The following is a 19789-nucleotide window of genomic DNA, read 5'->3' as shown; positions in this document are numbered from 1 at the left end:
TCGCCCCTCTCTGGGGCACATCACCTGATCAAACACTCTCAATCGACAAACCAGAGCTTTTCAGCCAACCGGCCAAACCCGCTTATGCAGGGCAAAACACTGTCTATTTTTCATCAAAGCCTAATTGCAACGCGATTTTATCAAATAAAAACAGATATTAAATTAAAGTAATAATATATAATACGCTAATTAACTTAAGTATAATTAATGTATAAATAGGACAATTAAACAGTTATTAACCAAGAAAGGAGATTGTTGAAATATAAATTCGACGAACATTCAGGAGAAACGGAATGTTGACATATAACAGAAACCTGACCCGCCTTGGACAAAGGCACGCTTCGATGGCATCGTCCGTTTCCGCCCGGACGATTATCGCAGCAGCGCTTGCCGCCAGTCTTCCGGCCGGTGCAGCTTATGCCGACAATGAATGCGGATCGGGGACGACCGTGACCTGCGATAGTGGGCCCTATACTTCGGGCATCACCTACACAGGCGTCACCAATCTGGAGCTTTCTGTCGTCGACAACACCAGCGTAACGGATGGCGTAAACATCACGCCAAGCGGTTCGGGAAGCGGCACGATCGATGTGAAGGTCGATACGGGGACAGGGACGATAACCAGTCCGGCCAGCACAGGCCTAATCGATTCACAATATCGCACGGCGGTCCAAGTCGATCTATCGGGCACCTCATATGGCGGCAAGGTCAGTGCTGAACTGGACAGCGGGACACTCAAGTCAACAGGCTACCAGACCGGTGGGGTCTACATTGGCACCTACACCTCCGCCCCCTCTGCCGATTACGAATTCGATATGTCGGGCGGCACGATCGACTTTGGCGGCGAGCTATCAGTTGGCGCTTTATTGAATAACACGAGCAGCGGTTCCTCAACAATCAAAATGACGGGTGGCACGATCACGGGGAATGCCGGCATCGGCGCTTCGAAACAGGCTGGTCTCTGGGCGGTCTCGTTTCAAAAAGCAGCCACCGTCACCGTATCGGGTGGCTCGATTACAATAAATGCGGATAACTCCGCCGCTGCCTATGCTTTGGCCGGAGGATCGAGCGCTGCCACGGTCAACGTGTCCGACATGTCAATCTCGACCACCGGGGACGCTCTTGCCACTGGCGCTGACGGAAGGGATGGCACCGGATCGGCCGTAGTTGCCATGAATGACGGCAGCGGGAATGCCTCTGTCACGATGCAATCCGGGAACGTTACAACTTCAGGCGACTACGCCAACGCACTTCAGTCGATCATAGCCCCTGTCGACAGCACCGTGACCAGCACATCGACCGTAAACCTGCAAGGTGGAACGGTTACGACTACGGGGGCGTCAGCCGCGGGCGTTTACGCCTATGGTGACTCCGCAGGGCAGGCCTATGCCGACATCGACGGTGGCACCGTAACAACCGAAGGAGACGGAAGCCACGCTGTTATGGTGAGAATGGCAGGTTCGGACCAGGCACATATCGATATGAGCGCGGGAACGGTAACAACAAAAGGCGACAACGCCTACGGCCTCTATGCTCAGATCAGGGCTGGTGACAACACCAACAAGGCAAACATCTACTTTCACGGCGGATCAGTGACGACCGGAGATTCAGGAGATCCGACCAAGGGAACAGGTTCTCACGCCGTCTACGCCACCACCAACAATGCCGCGGGGAGTCAAGCTTATGCCTTTGTCAGCAAGGAGAATATACCGCTAACCATTAATACCTATGGTGCAAACGCATATGGCATTCTCGCAGAAGCCACCCTATCCGGGGGAACTGCTTACGCCGGGTTCCAGGGCGGTACGATCGCGACCGAAGGCGCCGGCTCCATGGGCATGGCGGCAACGGCAGTTGATAGCGACGTGACCACCAATTACTATCAAGGCACGTTGACCACCCTCGGCGATGGCGCGCATGGCGTATACGCTACGACTGGCGGCGCCGGCAATATCAGCATGCTGCTTCAGAATGACGGATCGGCAAGCGGACAGGAGCTCTCGACCTCGGGAGACGGCGCTCACGGCGGCTATGCCTATTCCAATGGATCCGGCTCCATTGACCTGTGGGTTTCGGCCGGCACGTTCAAAAACGAGCGGGGCTGGTTCCTTCGGCGCGGCCGCCCTGCTCGACAATGCGAGCAATACGTCGGATATCACAGTCACGGCGAGTGCGGACGTCACCACCACCGGTGATGCTTCTCACGCCATCTACGCGCAAAACGATGGCAAAGGCGATGTGACCGCAACCTTTTCCGGTGAAGAGGTGAACGGAAGCAATATCACCACTTCGGGCCAGGGCGCGCACGGTGTTTACCTTGTGGCTTCACAGGGCGGCTCCGCAACCTTCAAAGGCGATGTCGCGACGCTACAGACCAGCGGCGACAATTCCCACGGCATTACGTGACCAATCAGGACGCAGCAATGCCGGTAACGCCGAGATCACTATCAGAGCGGCCATCTACCGTGTCCGGCGACAGTTCCTACGGCCTGTATGCCGAAGCGCTTGGGTCTGGCACGGCGAGCGTGACGACGAGCAACAATGCCTTCGCCAACACAATCAACGTCTCCGGCTCCGAGGCATTCGGCGTCAGCGCCTACAGTCAGGGCGGCGCGACCAAAGTTTCGCTCGATGCCGTAAAGATCACCGCGACAGCAATGCCAAGGCAGCGGTCGGTTTGCTGAGCGCTGGAGCGCCGGTCAGGCGGCGACCCAGGCCACGATCACCTTCGGCGGCGGCCTGGTCATCGATGCTTCCGGCTCGGCCGGCCAGCACGCTTTCTACAACGCCGACGATCAGGCAGGCACTAATATGAACCTCACCACCTGGGGGACCGTCACCGGTTCGGCGGCGATGATGGGCTGGCGGCAACTCCACCTTCACGCTGCGGGCGGGTCCTGGACGGGTGACATTTACGGCGATTTCGATCCGTCGGAGACGCCGGCCGCCAATCAGGGCGCCGACAACTTCATCTGGTCCGGGGGCACGCTCAACAGCGGATTCTACGGCCAGGGCGGCAATGATACGGCCACGATCTACGTGCCCGGTTCTGCAATTTCGCAGCCGCTATACTGGATGGCGGCGAGGATGGCGGCGCTCCGGAAAACCAAATCAAATCCGACGTCGACCACGTCACCTTCGCGGCCATTAACGACAGCGTTGCCGGTCGCAACATCAACAATTGGGAACAGTTCACCGTCAACGAAAATGTCGCGATCAAGTTCATCGATGACGGTATGACGCTCGACGGCTATGACGGCGGCAACGCCAACGGCATGGGCGACCTCTACATGCTCGCCGGTTCGAGCGTGACCGGCGGAGCAGGCAATGGTCAGGTCTTCACCCTTTCCGGCAACCTGTCCAACAAGGGCCTGCTGACGATGCAGGATGGCGCCTATGGCGGTAATTTCATCGTCGAAGGCGATTACACCAGTGATGGTGGCAGGCTTGGCCTTGACGTCGACTTCGGTGATCTGAAGGCGGACGTGCTGACCGTCGGGAAGGATCTCGGCGGCGTCACGCAGCTGGAGATCGCCGACATCGGCTCGACCGGCAATCCCGGCGCCGTTCTCATCGTCGATACGACAACGGCGACGAACATAGATAAGAACGAGTTCAAGCTCGACAAGAAGGATATGACGGCATCCGGTATCTATGCCTATGGTCTGGTCTACAGCCTTGAAGGCGATCCCGGCAACGGCTATCCGCCGGGGGTCTACCTTTCGGCGACCGGTACTCCGGGACCGGGGCCGGGGCCGTCTCCACAGCACCAGATTCAGCCTTTCGTACCACTTTATGAGGGCTATCAGTCGGCGCTCTTGGACATGAACAGGCTTCCGACCATGCGTCAGCGCGTCGGCAAGCGGGCCTGGCTCGGCAAGGAAGTGGTTGTTCCTCCGCCGGCGCCGGTGCTGACGCCGAAGGACCCGGGTTACTATTCGCAAACGCAACCAGAAGTCGTTGAAAGCGTGCTGCCTGGCGACAGCACTGGCAAGCCCGAAATCTACCGGGAGGGAAGCCAGACCGCGGTGCTGATACCGCTCAAGCAGTCTGTGCCGTCTCTGCAAAATGTCTGGGGCCGTGTCAGCGGCAGCTTCTCGCATCTCGATCCGTCGAGTTCGACGACAGGCTACAAATACGACCTCTCCACCTTCGAAGTTCAGGCGGGCGTGGATGGCCTGTTCTACGACGAGGGACCGGGTTCTCTGGTTGGCGGCCTGACAGCGCACTATCGCAACGGCGAGGCCAAATTCGACTCGGTCTATGGCGACAGCAAGGTCCATCCGGACGGCTATGGCTTCGGCGGCACGCTGACATGGTATGGCGACAACGGGTTCTATACCGATGGCCAGGCCCAGGCGACTTGGTACACGAGCGAGCTGAAGGCAGATGATCTCTACAAGGGCGTCGAAGGCTCCGACGCCTTTGGATACGCGCTCTCCGTAGAAGCTGGACAGCAATTCCTGCTGGACAATAATGACCTTATCCTGACGCCGCAGGGGCAGCTTGCCTGGTCGTCCGTTTCCATCGACAGCTTCACCGGCGCTTACAATGACGATGCGAGCTTCGACAATGGCGACAGCTTGAAGGCTCGCCTTGGACTGGCTGTGGAAAAGGAATTCCTGGCAACAGATGCAAGCGGTTTGGCCCGTCGCGGCAATGTCTACGGTATCGCCAACCTCTACCATGAGTTCATGGGAGAAACGAAAGCGGTGATCGAGCAGACCTTCGAGGCGTCGTCAGAACTTGATGGCTGGACCGGGGAGATCGGCATCGGCGGAACCTATGACTGGACCGACACCAACAACGTCAACTACGGCGTCTACGGCGAAGTCACCGCCGCCACCGGCCTCAGCGGCGGCTCCTACTCCTACGGCGGCAATCTCGGTTTCCGGGTGAAGTGGTAGGCCTTTCGAGGATCAAACAGGAAAAGCCGGGGGCAAATATTCCGCCCCGGACAGCAGCCAAACTCGTCGAGTTTCTCGACGGGTTTGGTGATCTGGGACGATGGTTTTTGAGCAATGTTTAAGGGAAGACGGGGATATATATCTGTCCCGTTTTCCGAGACGCCTCAGCGGAACGATTCCATTTCAGTCTGAAACGCCCTCGTTCTGTCGCCAAGCCGAACAGAGCCGTATACGCCCCGGATCTATACCACCCGCCATACGCATGACAGGATGGCACCATCCTGCCCGCACCCGTTCCGGCACAGGCAGGATAAACGAAATGCCGGCTCAAGGGCTTGAATAGCCTTCATATTGCCTGTTGAACGGGGTCATGGTTCCGTCCTTCGGGAATTGCGAGACGACACAAAGCAGGTCGCCGGCGTTCAGTTTCATGTCCCTGACATAGGGGGCAGTAAATGTTTTCCCGTCGGACGTCGGTGATGCCGCTGGCACCGGGTAAAGGACCATCAGCGCCCCATCGCTTTGCCGCCAGGCCTTGATGACCTGTCCGGTCTCCGGCGCCACACCTGAAACCTGACCCGTTTCAACGCTGGTGATCCTCAGCGGGCTAGTTTGAAACTGGCCGATCACTTTGACATAAGCACCGGATGCGGGGCTGTCTTTATCCTCGGAGGTAACAGCCTTAATTGTCATGCCCTGGGTCAAGGTGTAATCGAGCGTGTAGGCCCAACTGCCGGTGGCCTCGGCCTGCGTTTGAACATTCGTGAGCTGTTCACCTGCGCTAGAGGTGACAGTTATGGTCACGTAATAGCTGTACGCCGTAACACCCGATATAGTATTTTGGTCTGCGCCAGTAATTTGCGGCGGGATCGGGCGATCTGTGGTTGGCGGCGGCGGTGGCGGTGGCGGTGGCGGCGGCGGCGTGGGCGTCGGCGTCGGTGGTACTGGTGGCGTGGGCTGGCTGGAAGCAAGAGTACTCGTCTGGACGTAAGTCTTTTTGCCTGACCAAACAGCCCGAAAGCCTGTTGAATCCCCGCAGAGGGCCGGTGAATAGTTTGTCGTCATCCCCGATGGCGTTCCTGCCGCCGGCGTCCAGGTGCCGCTCCCGGCATCTGCAAGTGTCGATTTCATCAAGTTCCCGGTATAATAGTCCGCCCACATCAGCAACAGTTTGTCGCCGTCGCTTGCCAGTGCGGGCGTGTTATAAGTCTGCCCGCCGGGCACCGAACCCGCATTGATCCAGATACCATTGGCATATAGTAGCGGAGAGAGCCCCCCGTTGGAGGAACTGCAAATAGCGCCATAAAGCGTATTGTCGAATACGCCCAGAGCCGGCCCGTCCCGGAGCCAATAACTGGTCGTCTGCGGCTTATACCAGCCCTGGTCTACGAGCCAGGAATAGCGTAAAGTGTTGTTATCACTTGAATTCCACGCTACATAAAGCGTGCCGTTCCAGCTTACGGCTGCCGGGCCATCTATCGAGTCGGATCCCGGGATATAGTGCCCTGAACTCGTGACCCATTCGGATCCATCATAAGTTCCATAATAAACACGGTTCGGCCCGGGCGTGATCCAGAACAGGTAAAGCGTGCCGTTATGTTCCGTGATCGCCGGCGCGATGTTGGTCGAGAAATTATCAACATCCAACCCGACTGCCGCACTCCAGCCACTACCGTTGTTCGTGCTATACCAGATAGCACCGTCTGAGGTTGCCCGCCAGACGGCCCAGTCGGTGCCGTTAAAGCGGGTGCAACTTGGTGTGCAACGTGTCCCCGACTCCGCGACCGTGGTGATTGGAGACCAGCTCGGGGTCGAATCGTCGACATCGCGGCCCGCGCCGCTATTTGGACCGCCTTTATTACTTGTACTCATTTCACATACCCTCTCCGTGTTATAGTATTTTTAAATATTATTCATTTAATGCAATTTTACCATTAATAAAAAATTTACCCCATATCACAATTAAAGTATTTTAAAGATAATTCGTTATTTTTTACTTTGATAAGGAGTTTATTACTGGTGAACGATAGCGACGAACGGCTTCGGTCCAAGAATCCGATATTTAATGCGTTGACCGACATGTTGGTGAGGACAACCACGCCGAGCTTCTCGACAGGGCCGACAAGCCAGCGGTTGCCGCACGCTCCGCCCCACGCGAAGGCGCCGGTGTGCTGTGGCGTTTGAGCCTTCTCCGGATCAACGGCCGCGGCAGCGCCAAGGGCTGACCATCTCACGCCTTTTATCGCGCGGGCACGCGATTTCCGCCATCCTGCCCGCACCCGTTCCGGCACAGGCAGGATAAACGAAATGCCGGCTCAAGGGCTTGAATAGCCCTCATATTGCCTGTTGAACGGGGTCATGGTTCCGTCCTTCGGGAATTGCGAGACGACACAAAGCAGGTCGCCGGCGTTCAGTTTCATGTCCCTGACATAGGGGGCAGTAAATGTTTTCCCGTCGGACGTCGGTGATGCCGCTGGCACCGGGTAAAGGACCATCAGCGCCCCATCGCTTTGCCGCCAGGCCTTGATGACCTGTCCGGTCTCCGGCGCCACACCTGAAACCTGACCCGTTTCAACGCTGGTGATCCTCAGCGGGCTAGTTTGAAACTGGCCGATCACTTTGACATAAGCACCGGATGCGGGGCTGTCTTTATCCTCGGAGGTAACAGCCTTAATTGTCATGCCCTGGGTCAAGGTGTAATCGAGCGTGCAGGCCCAACTGCCGTCGGACTTGGCCTGTGTTTGAGTATTCGTGAGCTGATCACCCTCACTGGAGGTGACAGTTATGGTCACGTAATAGTTGTACGCCGTAACACCCGATATAGTATTTTGGTCTGCGCCATTAATTTGCGGCGGAACCGGGCGATCAGTGGTTGGCGTTGGCGTCGGTGTTGGCCTCGGTGGTATTGGCCTCGGCGTCGGTGGTGTTGGCGGCATTGGTTGAACGGGAGCACGAGTACTCGTCTTGACGGTAAAGTTCTCTACGTCGGCCCACACACATCGCAGACCGGTCGAATCCCCACACATGCCCGGTGAATAGGGCGTACTCATTCCCGATGCGGTTGCTGATGGCGACGACGGCTGTATCAGTTGAGTATCTGAAATAGTCGATGTCATCAAGTTCCCGCTATTGAAGTCCTTCCACATCACCCACAGATTTTCGCTGTCGCTTGCCAGTGCTGGACCGTCATCACTCTGCGCGCTGGGCACTGTTGTGCCCCTGTTATCGACCTGTCGTGCAATCCCGATTCCATTTATAGTTTGACAATAGCTGTACAAAAGTAAGTTCTGGCCAACGGCGAGAGCCGGGCCAGCCTGGATAACGTAACCATTAAACTGCGGACCGTACCAGTCAGACCCATCGAACCTGGACAAAGTACACAAGTCTTTACTACTCGCACTCCACGCCAGATAAAGCTTGCCGTCGAAGCTTGCGGCTGCCGGGCCTGCTGTCGTGGTGGATCCAGGTACTCGATACCCTGGTACATGGGTCCAGCTGTGCCCATCATACGTCGCATAGTAAATATAGTCATCTGAAGCATCTCTCCAGAATACGTAAACCAGACCGTTATAGGCTGCGATCGCGGGCGAGGAACTGGTCTGGATGCCAAGACCGTTTGGTATGCTCCATTGTCCGTCGCTCCCGATGGTGTACCAGAGATAATTGTCTGATTTCCCCTTCCAGACGACCCAGTCGACGCCATCAATGCGGGCGCAGCGCGGTCCGCAATCGGTCGCCATTGTCGAAACCGTGGAAGGTGAACTCCAACTCGGGCTCGACGCTTCGGCGTCGTGGTCGGTCCCGCTATGCGCCCCGCTTTTATTACTTGTAGTCATATCAACAAAACCTATTATTTCCTCGTTAATCATTTAATTTTCAATTTATTTACTCATATCACGACAAATTATAAAAATATATATTACAAATAATAATACAAAAAATATGATTCATAATATTACTAGCAAATATTACCATTGGATTTGTCACGTAAACCTGTATTGCAGTTGCCTGCGTTTTAGGGTCAGGGTCTGTAATTGTTGAGCTGGGCGGTGCAGACCCCTTGACGGTTTCATGGATCTGTCCGCACTGACCGAAGCGAGGCCTGGCCATGCTGTATCGGGTCTCACAGCATGATGCGGCAACTAATCGGTGCTCATCAGCATTTTCCGATCGGGTTGGTTTATCGGAGACCAACCTGATGGAAAGCTAATCGACGGCATACGGAACCTGCGCTCTCACCTTGAGAAAAGTAACGATGCCGACTTGCTGCGCGAGATGACCAGCTTTGCTGTCGAGAAAGGGATGCCGCTGAAGGTCAGCGTGAACGATGTCAGAAGAAAAGAGGGCAGAACAGGAAGAGTTCAAAAAAACTGCGCTAGAGCATCGGGCGAAAAAGTGGAGTCCGGTTTTTCGATAACCCGATGCGCCAGGAGCAACTTCACGTGGCAAAAATGAGGATTCCACGACGCCTTCAAAGGTCTAGATCCTCCAGTCAAGTGCGCGTCTTTGTCCGAAGAACACATGGCGGTGAGGCTTGCCGGTCGTCGAATGATTTTAGACAGAACGGGTTCTGTACATCAGGAGGAAGTGCCCCGTCATAAAAAGTGCACGGCAAGGCCGTCAGTGCACGGCGGCGAACATGATCTTCTCTTCCGTGGCCTCCTCGCCCGAAAGTTCTTCCACGACGCGGCCCTGACGCACGACCAGAATGCGATCGCCCAGCGCCATGACTTCGGGAAGATAGGAGGAAATGACCACGACCGCCACGCCCTCGTCAGCCAGCTGGCGGATGAAGGCATGTATCTCGGCGATCGCCCCGACATCGACGCCGCGCGTCGGTTCATCGAAAATCACCAGCTTGGGCTTCTGCGTCAGCGACTTGCCGATCACCACCTTCTGCTGGTTGCCGCCGGAAAGCTCGTTCACCCGCGCATCGCGGTTGATCGCGCGGATATTGAGCCGCTTCAGCCATTCGGCAGCAACGCGGGTTTCGGTCGAATGATGGCTTATCGCGGCCTTGGCCTTGGCTAGCCATCCGAGATAGATGTTCTCGTCGATCGACATCATTTCGAAGAAACCGTTGAGCTTGCGGTCCTCGGTCACATAGGCAATGCCGTCTTTCACGGCCTGCGAGGGCACCCGGTAGCGCACGAGCTTGCCATCGAACCTTATGTCGCCGCCGTGCAGGAGATTGCGCTTCAGTGCGCCGGCGACGATCTTCATCGTTTCCGTCCGGCCCAAAACGACCCGCTTGCCGCCGGCATTATCGGCGGCGCCGATCTCGTGATTGCGGTGGGAACCAAACTCGGCGCGACCGACACCGCCAATGTCCATCCCGAACTGATCAACCTAAAGAAGCAGCGGCTCGTCCAGATCGATGTCGAACCGCTACAATCTCATGGACTTTTCCCGCCGATGCCGGCGTGCTGCGTGACTTCCAGTCCAAGAAGGGCGGAACCGTGCTGCAGCCGAACGGCGGCGGCGGCATGGGCTACGCCATTCCCTCGGCCATGGCGGCTGCCCTTCACTTTCCCGGCCGCCGCGCCGTCGCGGTTCTCGGCGACGGCGGCTTCACCATGTCGCTGCATTCGCTGGTTTCCGCCGTCGAACTCGGCCTCGACCTGACGGTCGTCGTTCTCGACAACACCGTGCTGGGCTGGGTCTATAACGGCCAGCGCGGCCGCGTGATCGCCTCCGAATTCAAGGCGTTCGACTATCCCGGCATCGCCGCTTCGATCGGGACGACAGCGTCTTCCGTCGACACGCTCGATGCCTTCGAGGCAGCGCTGGAAAAATCACTGACGACATCCGGCGTCTCCGTCATCATCGCTTCGGTCAGCAAGGCGGATCGCTATCAGGACATCATGGCATCGATCAACACCGTCGACACCTACGCCGTGCCGCAGGACGATTGAACAGCGGAACCGAAAAGGTCATCGCGACAGGTCGGACTGGAAGAGGATGAAGAAAAGAGCGGGTTCTGTCCGGCCCGCTCTTTCAGTACCTCTTCACGCGATCTCAAGCCCCCCCAACTGCCGCTTCATCAGGTACCGGAAGCGGAAGGCACGCTCAGGCGCCGACCGCGCCTTCAAGGCCCGTCGAGCCGTAGAGCCAGGCGACGGTGTCGTACCAGTCGGTGGGGGATTTCGCGCGCATGATGGTGTTGCGCAGGGCCGCGTGGGCGCCGCCGGGGTGGTAGATGTGCTGGCCGATTTCGCGCGATTGCAGCTGGACGCGGGCGGTGCGCAGATTGCGCAGGTCCTGGTAGCGTTTCAGCGCGATATCGGTATCGTCATCGCCGTCGCCCAGGATATGGGCGAGCGCCACGGCGTCCTCCATCGCCATGCAGGCCCCTTGCGCGAAATACTGCATCGTCGGGTGGGCGGCATCGCCGAGCAGGACGACGCGGCCGTCGATCCAGTTGTCGACCGGATCGCGGTCGCACAGCACCCAGCGCTTCCAGCTCTCACCGCGCTCGATGATCTCGCGGGCGACGGGCGCGACATGTTCGAAACCCTTGCGGACCTCATCATGGGAGACCGGCACGCCGGCTTCCGGCGACGGCGCGTCATTGTGGTAGGTGACGACCAGATTGAACAGTTCCCAGCCGCGCAGTGGATAATGGACGATATGACATTTCGGTCCGGCCCAGAGCGTTGCCGCGTTCCAGCGCAGGTCTTCCGGCATGTCCTTTGTCTGGATCACGGAGCGATAGGTGGTATGGCCCGATACCCGCGGCGCGCCATCACCAACCACCTTCTTGCGCACATTCGACCACAGGCCGTCCGCGCCAATCAGCAGCGAGCCGGTCACGCGTTCTCCGTCCTTCAGGGTCGCCGTGACGGTCGTCCCGTCCTGTTCGTAGTCCACGACCTCGGCGCTGGTGCGCAGCGAGACCAGCGGATGTGCCTCGCAGGCCTTGAGGAAGACGGCATGCAGATCGCCGCGATGGATGACCGCATAGGGATTTTTGAAGCGCGCACGGAAGGCATCGTCAAGCGGAATACGGGTGATCTCGGTTCCGTCGATGGCGTCCATCAGGCGCAGATTGTCGATATAGACGGCGATTTCGCGGGCGGCATCGCCAACGCCGAGATAATCGAAGGCGTGGAAGGCATTGGGGCCGAGCTGGATACCCGCGCCGATCTCGCCGAGTTTCGCCGCGCGCTCCATGACGATGGATTTCAGCCCTTTCTGGGCCAGTCCGATGGCGGCGGCAAGGCCGCCGATCCCGCCGCCGGCAATCAGGATGGGAAGGTCTGGTGTGGTTGACATGGCAATACTCCTCCGTTTGCCGCGGAGCCGCGCTCCGGACATTCTGAAATACGTTACTGGTTTGTGACCGGGACGCCCCCGGCCTCGATCAGGCCATTGCGGGGCGGGTGCCGGTATCCGTCATGCTTCGCGTCCCGTTTCCGGGGCGCAGGCGAACCCGTCTAGAACGGGTGCACCATCCAGGGTATGAACACCACTGCGAGAATGACCGCCAGAGTGGCCAGCACATAGGGCAGCACCAGTTTCGAAAGCCGCATGACCGGCACTTTCGAAAGGGCGGCGGCGATATAAAGGCCGGTTCCGACCGGCGGCGTCAAAAGGCCCAGAACCAGCGTCATGGCGAGGATCACGCCGAACTGGATCGGGTCTATGCCGTACTGGCTGATGGCGACCGGCAGAAGAATGGGCGTCAGGATGATCAGCGCGGCAATGCCATCGAGGAACATGCCGACGATAAACAGGAAGACGACGATGATCAGCAGGAAGACGGTCGGATTGTCGGTCAGGGAGACGATGAAGTCCGCGACATGCTGCGGCACCTGATTGAAGGTCAGCACCCAGCCGAAAATCTTGGCCGCAACCACGAGAAACAGCACGATCGCGGAATTGGCAACGGTCCGGTCGATGATGGCGATGAGACGTTTGAACGTCTGGCCGCGGAACTCGATGACGGCGAAGACGAGCGCGACGACGATGGCCGCGGCCGCCGATTCCGTCGGCGTGAACACGCCGAAGGATATGCCGCCGACGATGACGAGCGGGATCGACATGGCAGCAATGCCGGGCACCGTTGCCGCCAGCTTCTGGTTGAGCGTCAGGCGTTCGGCGGCCTCGCCCTGCGTATGATTGCGGGATGCCTGCCAGAAGGCCAGCGACAGGATCAGAACGAACAGTGTGACGCCGGGCACGATGCCGGCCATGAACATGTCGGCGATGGAGACCTGCGCGATCACGCCGAAGATGATGAACAGCATCGAGGGCGGAATTATCGGCCCCAGAAGGCCGGCAGAGGCCGTCAGGCTGGCGGCATAGCCCCGATCATAACCGTCGCGTTCCATTTCCGGCACCACGACGCGGCTCATCACGGCCATCTGCGCCGTGGCCGATCCCATGATCGCGGCCAGCGCCAGGTTGGAGACCAGATTGACGATGACGAGATTGTGCGGCAGGCGCGAAATCCACACCCGAACGGAGGTGATGATCCGGCGCGTCAGGCCGCTCTCGTTCATGATCTCGCCGAGAAGGATGAACAGCGGGATCGCCAGAAGATCGAAATTCTCCACCGAGCCGAAGGAAATCTGCGGGATCGCCGCGATCAGCTGCTCGCGGCCCGACATGAAGATGAACACCAGCGTCGCGCCGATCAGCACGAAGGCGACCGGCATGCCGGTCAGAAGCAAAACGAGAAAGGACAGGCCGGTCATGACGCCCGCTCCATCAGGGCGCCTGCGGCACGGACGAGATGGTCAATGGCGTGTACCAGCGCGCAGGCGCAGAAAATCGGAAAAATGGTGAAGAACGGCGCCTTGGCCCAGCCTGTGGTGATGATCTGTTCGAATTCCACCACCGGCGAACGGACCCATGCAATGCCGGCTTTCAGCAAAAGCGCGAGCATGCAGGCGATCAGCACCCAGACAACGAGATCGACAATCTTGCGGGCCATCGGGGGAAAAATGTCAACCAGAAGCGTGACGCCGATCTGGGCGCGCGTGTGGATCGAGATCGACGTGGCGATAAAGGCCAGCCAGACAAGCATGATCGCGGCGAGTTCCTCGGCAAAGATGATCGGCCGACCGACAAGATAGCGCATGGCGACATTCGCGGTGATCAGACCGACAAAACCCGCCATCAGAACCCTGCTGGCCCAGCGTTCAAGCCAGGCCAGTCCGGCGGAAAGTGTCCCGATCAGGTTCACTTGGCCTGCTCCGCGGCAACTTGCGCCTGGAATTCGGCGATCAGCGGATAGGGAGCGAAGCTTGCCTGGACCGCTTCGTTGGCTTTGGCGAAGGCCTGTTTGCCATCGGTCAGGCGAGTGACGGTCATTTCGTTTTCAAGCGTTGCAAGGTTGGTTTCCTCGGCGGTAATCTGCTGCTCGGATCCCCACGCCAGCGCCTCGTCGGCAACCTTCTGGAAAGCCGCCTGGTCTTCCTGCGAGAGACTGTTCCAGGTCATGTCCGAGACCATCATCACGGCCGGAAAGGTCATGTGGCTGGTCAGCGTCAGATCATGGGCGACTTCCTGGAATTTCAGGCCGACCAGCGCGTCGAGATCGATATCGACGCCGTCGAGAAGACCGGTCTGCAGAGCCTGATAGACTTCCGTGAGATTGACCGGCGTGGGCACGGCCCCGACCTCCTGCCACCAGACCTTCATCGCCGGGAAGGGCACGATACGGATTTTCTTGTTCTGCAGGGCGGCGACATCGGTGGCCGGTTCGTCGCGCATCAGAATGTGGCGCATGCCGGCGAAGGTGTAGCCCATGCCGTGCAGGCCGGCCCTGTCGAGCTCACCGAGCATCTGCTGCGCGGCAGGGGTTTCAGCGGCGTCGATCGCATCGGAAACGCCGGTGAAGAGATAGGGCGTGAACCAGCCCTGCAGCGAGGGGGCGCGCAGCGATGTGATGGCGGCCGTCATCAACCCGGCGTCAAGCAGGCCGGTGGACATCTGCTGGAACATTTCCTGTTCCGTTCCAAGCTGGCCGGCCGGAAAAACGGCAAGGGTCAGGTCGCCATCCGTCGCTTCGGGAAGCTTTTCCGCCATGCGCTGGGCGACCTTGGTCCAGACGTGGCTCGGCGGCGTGATCAGCCCGATGCGCAATTCGCGCGCCTCGGCGGCGAACGGAAGGACGGCAAGACATGCCGCGGCCAGCAGGGCTCTGGAGCCGATTTTCGAGAATATCATAATTTCTCCTCCTGTGTTTCATGAGAGATGACGGAAAGCCGGGCTCTCCCTTGCGCCTGGCCTTCCGCCCGTTTCAGGCTTCCGCGTCGGGTTGATTGCGCGGGTGGGCGTCAGCGAAGGCGGGCAGTCTGTTTGCGGCTTCGTCGATGGCGCGCACGCGCGGCATGGCGGCAAGGTCGACGCCGAACCTTTCGGCCGAAAAGACCTGCGGAATGAGACAGATATCGGCCAGCGTCGGGTCTTCGCCGAAGGCGAAGGTCGACGGCGGCTCCCTTTCCAGAAGCGCCTCGCACGCGGCAAGACCATCGCCGATCCAGCGCCCGCACCAGCGGTCGAGCGCGGCCTGATCAGCGCCGAATTCGGCCTTGAGGTAGTCGAGCACGCGCAGGTTCTGAAGAGGGTGAATGTCGCAAGCAACAACCTGCGAAAAAGCCCGCACCTTTGCCCGCACATCCTTGTCCTCGGGAACAAGCCGGACGCCCTCGGGATAGGTTTCATCCAGCCATTCGATGATGGCGAGCGATTGCGTCAGGGTGAAATCGCCGTCCTCAAGGGTCGGCACCAGCGCCTGCGGGTTGCGGGCGCGGTAATCCTCTTTCTTCTGCTGACCGCCATCCTTCCTCAGATGCACGGAGACGAAATCGTAGTCGATACCCTTCAGATTGAAGGCGATCCGGCAGCGATAAGCGGAAGACGAGCGGAAATAACCGTAAAAGCGGATCATTCCGCAGCTCCGATCGTCAGCCTGATCGGATCGAGCCCGTCAATGCCGCCGGTGATCACGTCGCCTGCAACGACCGCTCCGACGCCGGCCGGCGTGCCGGTCATGATCACGTCGCCCGGCGCGAGGTGGTAGTAATGCGACAGGTCGCTGACGATCTCGTCGACCTTCCAGATCAGGTCGGAGAGATGCGCGTCCTGTTTGACGTCGCCGTTGACTTCGAGATGGATGCGCTGCGGGCCGATCTCGCCGAAGGCGTCGGCTTTGGTGATCCCGGCGAAGACGGCGGACTGTTCCACATCCTTGCCCAGATCCCAGGGCCGCTGCTTGGCGCGGGCGGCAAGCTGCAGGTCGCGGCGGGTCATGTCGAGACCGCAGGCATAGCCGTAGATCGCGGCGGCGGCTGTTGCCGGATCGGCGCGGAAAACGGGTTTGCCGATGAAGATGGTCAGTTCCATTTCATAATGGAAGTTTTCCGTTCCCGGCGGATAGGCGATGGTGGTGTCGGTGGCCTGTGTCATCAACGCCGATTTGGTGAAATAGAACGGCGCCTCGCGGTCGACTTCGACGCCCATCTCGGCGGCGTGAGCGGCATAATTGCGGCCGACGCAGAAAATGCGATGAACCGGGTATGCGGCGCTTTCGCCTTTCACCGGAACGCTCGGCCATGCGGGAGACGGGAACAAAGCCTCTTTGGTCATCCAGAAATTCCTTTCGTGATCATGTCTTATGCCGCGCCCTGGGCGGCAAATTCGGTGCATCCGGCAGCGCGCAGGGCCGCCGGGACGTCGCGCTGGCGCGCGCCATTGCCGAGATCGAAGGCGGCGGACCAGATGAAACAGGCCCGGGCGCGCACGCTGTCGGTAAACGGCTGCATGCGGCCATCGGCATCCGGCGCCGGGGCGCTCCAGCCTTCGCCCGGAAGGTCGCGCCAGACGACGTTGAGATGAACCGCCGAATGGTCGAAGAGGTGGCGCAGCGCCCGCGCGGGCAGCGTCGCGCCAAGCTCGATCGTCGCCTGCCTCTGGTCCGCGCTGTCATAAAGCGTCGGCGCCGGCTCACCGGCCGTGATGGCTTCCGCCTGACGGGCGATGGCGCGGGCCTGATAGGAAACGACGCAGACGACATGCGCGGGCGTATCGCCGCCTGCCGTCCTGCTTTCGTAAAGCGCGCGGTCGGAAAGACGGTTCAGAAACCGCGCGAAATAGGCCGTGCCCGTGCGCGCCAGCGCGAGCATATCCGCCGGGGCCTCGGGCGCATCATAGCGCGCGCCCGGACCCTGACGCGCGATCAGCGCGCGGCGTGCCTCATCGAGATTGCTCATGCCGTGGCTTCTTCGACCAGCGTACGATTGAAGTTCAGCCGTTCCATGATCGGCGCGTCGGAGAACCGGAACAGATCGAACTGGGTTTCGGCCTCGAGCGACCACGCCACCCAGGACGGAACGACGAAAATATCGCCCTTTTCCAGTTTGGTGCGTTCGCCGTTCATCACGACCGCGCCGCGCCCTTCGAAGACCTGGAACACGGTTGACCCAACCTCGCGGCGCGTTGCCGTTTCCACGCCTTCGCGCAGGCGATGGAATTCGGCGCGGATCGTCGGCATCACATCGCCGCCGGTCGTCGGGTTGATGTAGCGAACGGCGGCGTGGCCCTGAGCGAAGGTCGCGGGCTGGCCTTCGTCCTCCAGCAGAAGCTGCTCCGTCAGCGCCCGGTCGGTAAACTCCCAGCGATAGGCGCCGATCGGCGATGAGACCGTGTTTTCGAGACCGGAAAGCGGACGCAGGCCCGGATGGCACCACAGCCGTTCGCCGCGCGAAAAGGCGGGCGTGGCGTAGTCGGTCACCCGCTCCGAGCCGTATTCGAAAAAGCCGACATCGTTCTGGAACGAGAACGGGATGTCGAGGCCGTCGATCCATGCCATCGGCTCGTCGGTTTCATTGTGATGGCCGTGAAAATTCCAGCCGGGGGTGAGCAGAAAATCGCCCCGGCTCATGCGCACCGGATCGCCGTTGACCACCGTCCACACGCCCTCGCCCTCGACGACGAAGCGGAAGGCGTTCTGCGAATGACGGTGCTCGGGCGCGGTTTCCTTGCCGCCGAGATACTGGATCGCGCACCACAGCGTCGGCGAGATATAGGCTTCGCCGCCAAGCCCCGGATTGGCAAGGCCGATGGCGCGACGCTCTCCGCCGCGACCGACCGGAACCAGTTCGCCGGAACGCTGCGCAAGCGGATAGAGATCGGCCCATTTCCAGACATGAGCCACGGCTTTCGGCTTCGGATGCTCCGGCATCAGGTCACCGATCTGGGTCCAGAGCGGGTTCAGGTGATTTTTACGGAAAGCCTCATAAAGCGCATCGAGTTCCGCGCTTTCCTCGCGCTGCATCGTATCCATCGAATGTCTCCTCCCGAATTCGATAATATAGGTCGTATACTTACTATATTGACTGGTGTCAATAATTAATGCGTATACTTATTATATCGGGAGGCGGCGCTGGCGCCGCACGGAGGACTTCGGTTGGGCAAAACCGTTTCGTTTTGCCGGCTGATGCGATAGAGGGAAAACATGACAAATCTGGACGACTTGCCGGGACATCTGATCCGCCGTTTGCAGCAGATCGCCGTATCCGCCTTTATGACAGAGACCGGTGCGGCCGGTTTCGACCTGACGCCGGTGCAGTTTGCCGTGCTGGCGACGCTGGAGGACAATCCCGGGATTGATCAGGCGACACTGGCCGGGCTGATTGCCTATGACAGGGTGACGATCGGCGGTGTGATTGCGCGCCTTGAGGGACGAGGACTGATCGAACGCAAGGTGAGTGCATCGGATCGGCGGGCACGGACCCTGAAACTCACCGAGGAGGGGCATGCCTTTCTCGCCAGCGCCCGGCCGTCCGTTTTTGAAACCCAGAACGTCATTCTGAAAGAGCTGGACGACGCGGAAAAACAGGTCTTTATGGTGCTGTTGCGCAAACTGACCGACGCCAATAATGAGCTTTCCCGCGCACCGTTACGGCGCGCGGCTGACGAGCCCTGAAAGGGCTTCAGACTGCTGACAAACCCTGTAAGCAATCACGGCTTTGCCTCCGCCGCCGTCATTCCGGCCTTGAGCCGGAAGCCAGCAAGGGCCAAGTTTTCGCGCGCAAAGACTCTTTCTGGAAGCGGGCAACAAGCGGCCCTGGATACCGGCTCAAGGCCGGTATGACGAAAGAACGAGGGGCGAGCTTTGTCAGAAATCTGGGGCCCTGAAAGGGCTTGTTGCAAAACGCCCCGCCGGGGTGATCACCCTGTTCGTTCATGAGCCGTTCGTTCTTGGCGCGTCTGCGAGAACAATTCCTGTTCCTGTCTCTAACGGGCACTGTCTTTCACGAGCAGAACGGACAGGTGGAAGCCCTGGCTGTGCATGTCGACGAAGCCGTTGGTGAAGTCGAAGAAATAGAACATGTCCGGCATTGCCTCCGTGGATGTCCAGAACAGCGCTCCGTCGCCAAAGTCGGTGGCAGCGATATTGGGAAAGGCAACGGTATCGAGTTTTGGCCCCTCGCACGTGTCGAGGGTAAGGGTTTCCAGTTCCCGCCCGGTCGGGACGCGCCACCCCTCTCCTTGCGCTCCTGCGTAATCAATCGCCGCGTTCAATCCAAGGCCGCGCGCCTCTCCCGAACAGGTCTCAGCTCCGGCGTCCCATTGCATGCCGACCGCGCATCTTTTCCAGGTCAATCCGTGCTCAGGGTTCGTCGCCTCATCCCCTTGAAGAAGAAAGCCGGAACCATCCGCCGTGATGCAGTTCGCATGAGCGTTGAGCGGAAAAAGAAGAGACAGGAAGAGGGTCGACATAACGCCGGATCGCATGATTTTTCCTTGAATCGAAATTGATCGGGGCGACCAATCATCAGATCGGAGCCGGTACGTTTGGTTTGTGGCAGAAAACAGCGCGCATCCCATGATTTTTCGAAAATCATTCATTGCGGGAATGTCGAAGCAAA

General features: G+C 59.2%; 19 protein-coding genes and 1 pseudogene. 7 read left to right on the top strand and 13 right to left on the bottom strand.

All coding sequences use genetic code 11. The features are described from left to right. The first annotated feature begins 293 nt into the window (after positions 1–293). From ACHZCU_RS22190 to ACHZCU_RS22175, 4 genes are all read left to right on the top strand, one after another. Positions 294–2195: a hypothetical protein gene (locus ACHZCU_RS22190; RefSeq protein WP_319520480.1), complete on the top strand. Its 1902-nt coding sequence runs from the start codon at positions 294–296 to the stop codon at positions 2193–2195. Positions 2196–2423: 228 nt separating this feature from the next. Then, positions 2424–2684, top strand: coding sequence for a hypothetical protein (locus ACHZCU_RS22185; protein WP_319520479.1), 261 nt, complete (start codon positions 2424–2426; stop codon positions 2682–2684). Positions 2685–2811: 127 nt separating this feature from the next. Beyond that, entirely contained in the window at positions 2812–3240 is a 429-nt protein-coding gene (locus ACHZCU_RS22180; protein WP_319520478.1) for a hypothetical protein, read from the top strand. Then, positions 3237–4907 carry an autotransporter outer membrane beta-barrel domain-containing protein gene (locus tag ACHZCU_RS22175; protein WP_319520477.1) on the top strand — a complete coding sequence of 557 codons (1671 nt, stop codon included), beginning with the start codon at positions 3237–3239 and terminating at the stop codon, positions 4905–4907. The genes ACHZCU_RS22180 and ACHZCU_RS22175 overlap by 4 nt, the downstream gene beginning before the upstream one ends. 327 nt (positions 4908–5234) lie before the next feature. Here ACHZCU_RS22175 and ACHZCU_RS22170 read toward each other — a convergent pair whose 3' ends face one another. The 3 genes from ACHZCU_RS22170 to ACHZCU_RS22160 all read right to left on the bottom strand — a co-directional run bounded on the left by ACHZCU_RS22170 (position 5235) and on the right by ACHZCU_RS22160 (position 8776). Next, on the bottom strand, positions 5235–6779 hold the full coding sequence (locus tag ACHZCU_RS22170) for a hypothetical protein (protein ID WP_319520476.1): 1545 nt from the start codon (positions 6777–6779) through the stop codon (positions 5235–5237). A gap of 74 nt (positions 6780–6853) precedes the next feature. Beyond that, positions 6854–7141 carry a hypothetical protein gene (locus ACHZCU_RS22165; RefSeq protein WP_394706167.1) on the bottom strand — a complete coding sequence of 96 codons (288 nt, stop codon included), beginning with the start codon at positions 7139–7141 and terminating at the stop codon, positions 6854–6856. A gap of 81 nt (positions 7142–7222) precedes the next feature. After that, positions 7223–8776 (bottom strand): hypothetical protein, encoded by a 1554-nt coding sequence (locus tag ACHZCU_RS22160; RefSeq protein WP_319520475.1) that lies wholly within the window; start codon positions 8774–8776, stop codon positions 7223–7225. 280 nt (positions 8777–9056) lie between these two features. Here ACHZCU_RS22160 and ACHZCU_RS22155 point away from each other — a divergent pair, with 280 nt between their 5' ends. After that, complete coding sequence (locus tag ACHZCU_RS22155) at positions 9057–9362, top strand: hypothetical protein (protein ID WP_319520474.1); 306 nt, start codon at positions 9057–9059, stop codon at positions 9360–9362. 165 nt (positions 9363–9527) lie between these two features. On the opposite strand, the pseudogene ACHZCU_RS22150 reads toward ACHZCU_RS22155, so the two are convergent. Continuing rightward, positions 9528–10145: pseudogene (locus ACHZCU_RS22150) on the bottom strand (ATP-binding cassette domain-containing protein); the annotation flags it as partial. Between the two features lie 185 nt (positions 10146–10330). Between ACHZCU_RS22150 and ACHZCU_RS22145 the strand changes: the two are divergent. Next, complete coding sequence (locus tag ACHZCU_RS22145) at positions 10331–10822, top strand: thiamine pyrophosphate-dependent enzyme (protein ID WP_319520473.1); 492 nt, start codon at positions 10331–10333, stop codon at positions 10820–10822. Between the two features lie 154 nt (positions 10823–10976). Here the strand turns inward: ACHZCU_RS22145 and ACHZCU_RS22140 are convergent, their stop codons facing one another. From ACHZCU_RS22140 to ACHZCU_RS22105, 8 genes are all read right to left on the bottom strand, one after another. Continuing rightward, on the bottom strand, positions 10977–12182 hold the full coding sequence (locus ACHZCU_RS22140) for a 3-hydroxybenzoate 6-monooxygenase (RefSeq protein ID WP_319520472.1): 1206 nt from the start codon (positions 12180–12182) through the stop codon (positions 10977–10979). Positions 12183–12343: 161 nt separating this feature from the next. Then, on the bottom strand, positions 12344–13606 hold the full coding sequence (locus ACHZCU_RS22135; protein ID WP_319520471.1) for a TRAP transporter large permease: 1263 nt from the start codon (positions 13604–13606) through the stop codon (positions 12344–12346). Further along, entirely contained in the window at positions 13603–14097 is a 495-nt protein-coding gene (locus ACHZCU_RS22130; protein ID WP_319520470.1) for a TRAP transporter small permease subunit, read from the bottom strand. The genes ACHZCU_RS22135 and ACHZCU_RS22130 overlap by 4 nt, the downstream gene beginning before the upstream one ends. Continuing rightward, positions 14094–15083, bottom strand: a complete 990-nt coding sequence (locus ACHZCU_RS22125) for a TRAP transporter substrate-binding protein (RefSeq protein WP_319520469.1) — start codon at positions 15081–15083, stop codon at positions 14094–14096. Before ACHZCU_RS22125 ends, ACHZCU_RS22130 begins: the two co-directional genes overlap by 4 nt. Before the next feature lie 73 nt (positions 15084–15156). Then, on the bottom strand, positions 15157–15804 hold the full coding sequence (maiA, locus tag ACHZCU_RS22120; RefSeq protein ID WP_319520743.1) for a maleylacetoacetate isomerase: 648 nt from the start codon (positions 15802–15804) through the stop codon (positions 15157–15159). After that, a complete protein-coding gene (locus ACHZCU_RS22115; RefSeq protein ID WP_319520468.1) occupies positions 15804–16505 on the bottom strand; it encodes a fumarylacetoacetate hydrolase family protein in 702 nt (233 codons plus the stop codon). Before ACHZCU_RS22115 ends, maiA begins: the two co-directional genes overlap by 1 nt. A 26-nt stretch (positions 16506–16531) precedes the next feature. Further along, positions 16532–17128 (bottom strand): maleylpyruvate isomerase N-terminal domain-containing protein, encoded by a 597-nt coding sequence (locus ACHZCU_RS22110; protein ID WP_319520467.1) that lies wholly within the window; start codon positions 17126–17128, stop codon positions 16532–16534. Beyond that, the gene (locus tag ACHZCU_RS22105) at positions 17125–18192 is read right to left on the bottom strand and encodes a cupin domain-containing protein (protein WP_394706179.1); all 1068 of its coding nucleotides are present in this window, start codon (positions 18190–18192) and stop codon (positions 17125–17127) included. The genes ACHZCU_RS22110 and ACHZCU_RS22105 overlap by 4 nt, the downstream gene beginning before the upstream one ends. A 180-nt stretch (positions 18193–18372) precedes the next feature. On the opposite strand from ACHZCU_RS22105, the gene ACHZCU_RS22100 reads away from it, so the two are divergent. Beyond that, entirely contained in the window at positions 18373–18843 is a 471-nt protein-coding gene (locus ACHZCU_RS22100) for a MarR family transcriptional regulator (protein ID WP_319520465.1), read from the top strand. A gap of 311 nt (positions 18844–19154) precedes the next feature. Here the strand turns inward: ACHZCU_RS22100 and ACHZCU_RS22095 are convergent, their stop codons facing one another. Then, positions 19155–19655, bottom strand: coding sequence for a DUF1566 domain-containing protein (locus ACHZCU_RS22095; protein ID WP_394706166.1), 501 nt, complete (start codon positions 19653–19655; stop codon positions 19155–19157). Between the last annotated feature and the right edge of the window lie 134 nt (positions 19656–19789).

This window comes from uncultured Martelella sp. (assembly GCF_963677965.2).
GTDB classification, from domain to species: Bacteria; Pseudomonadota; Alphaproteobacteria; order Rhizobiales; family Rhizobiaceae; genus Martelella; species Martelella mangrovi.
The sequence above is the reverse complement of the archived record's forward strand: the minus strand, read 5'-3'. Positions and strand labels throughout refer to the sequence as shown.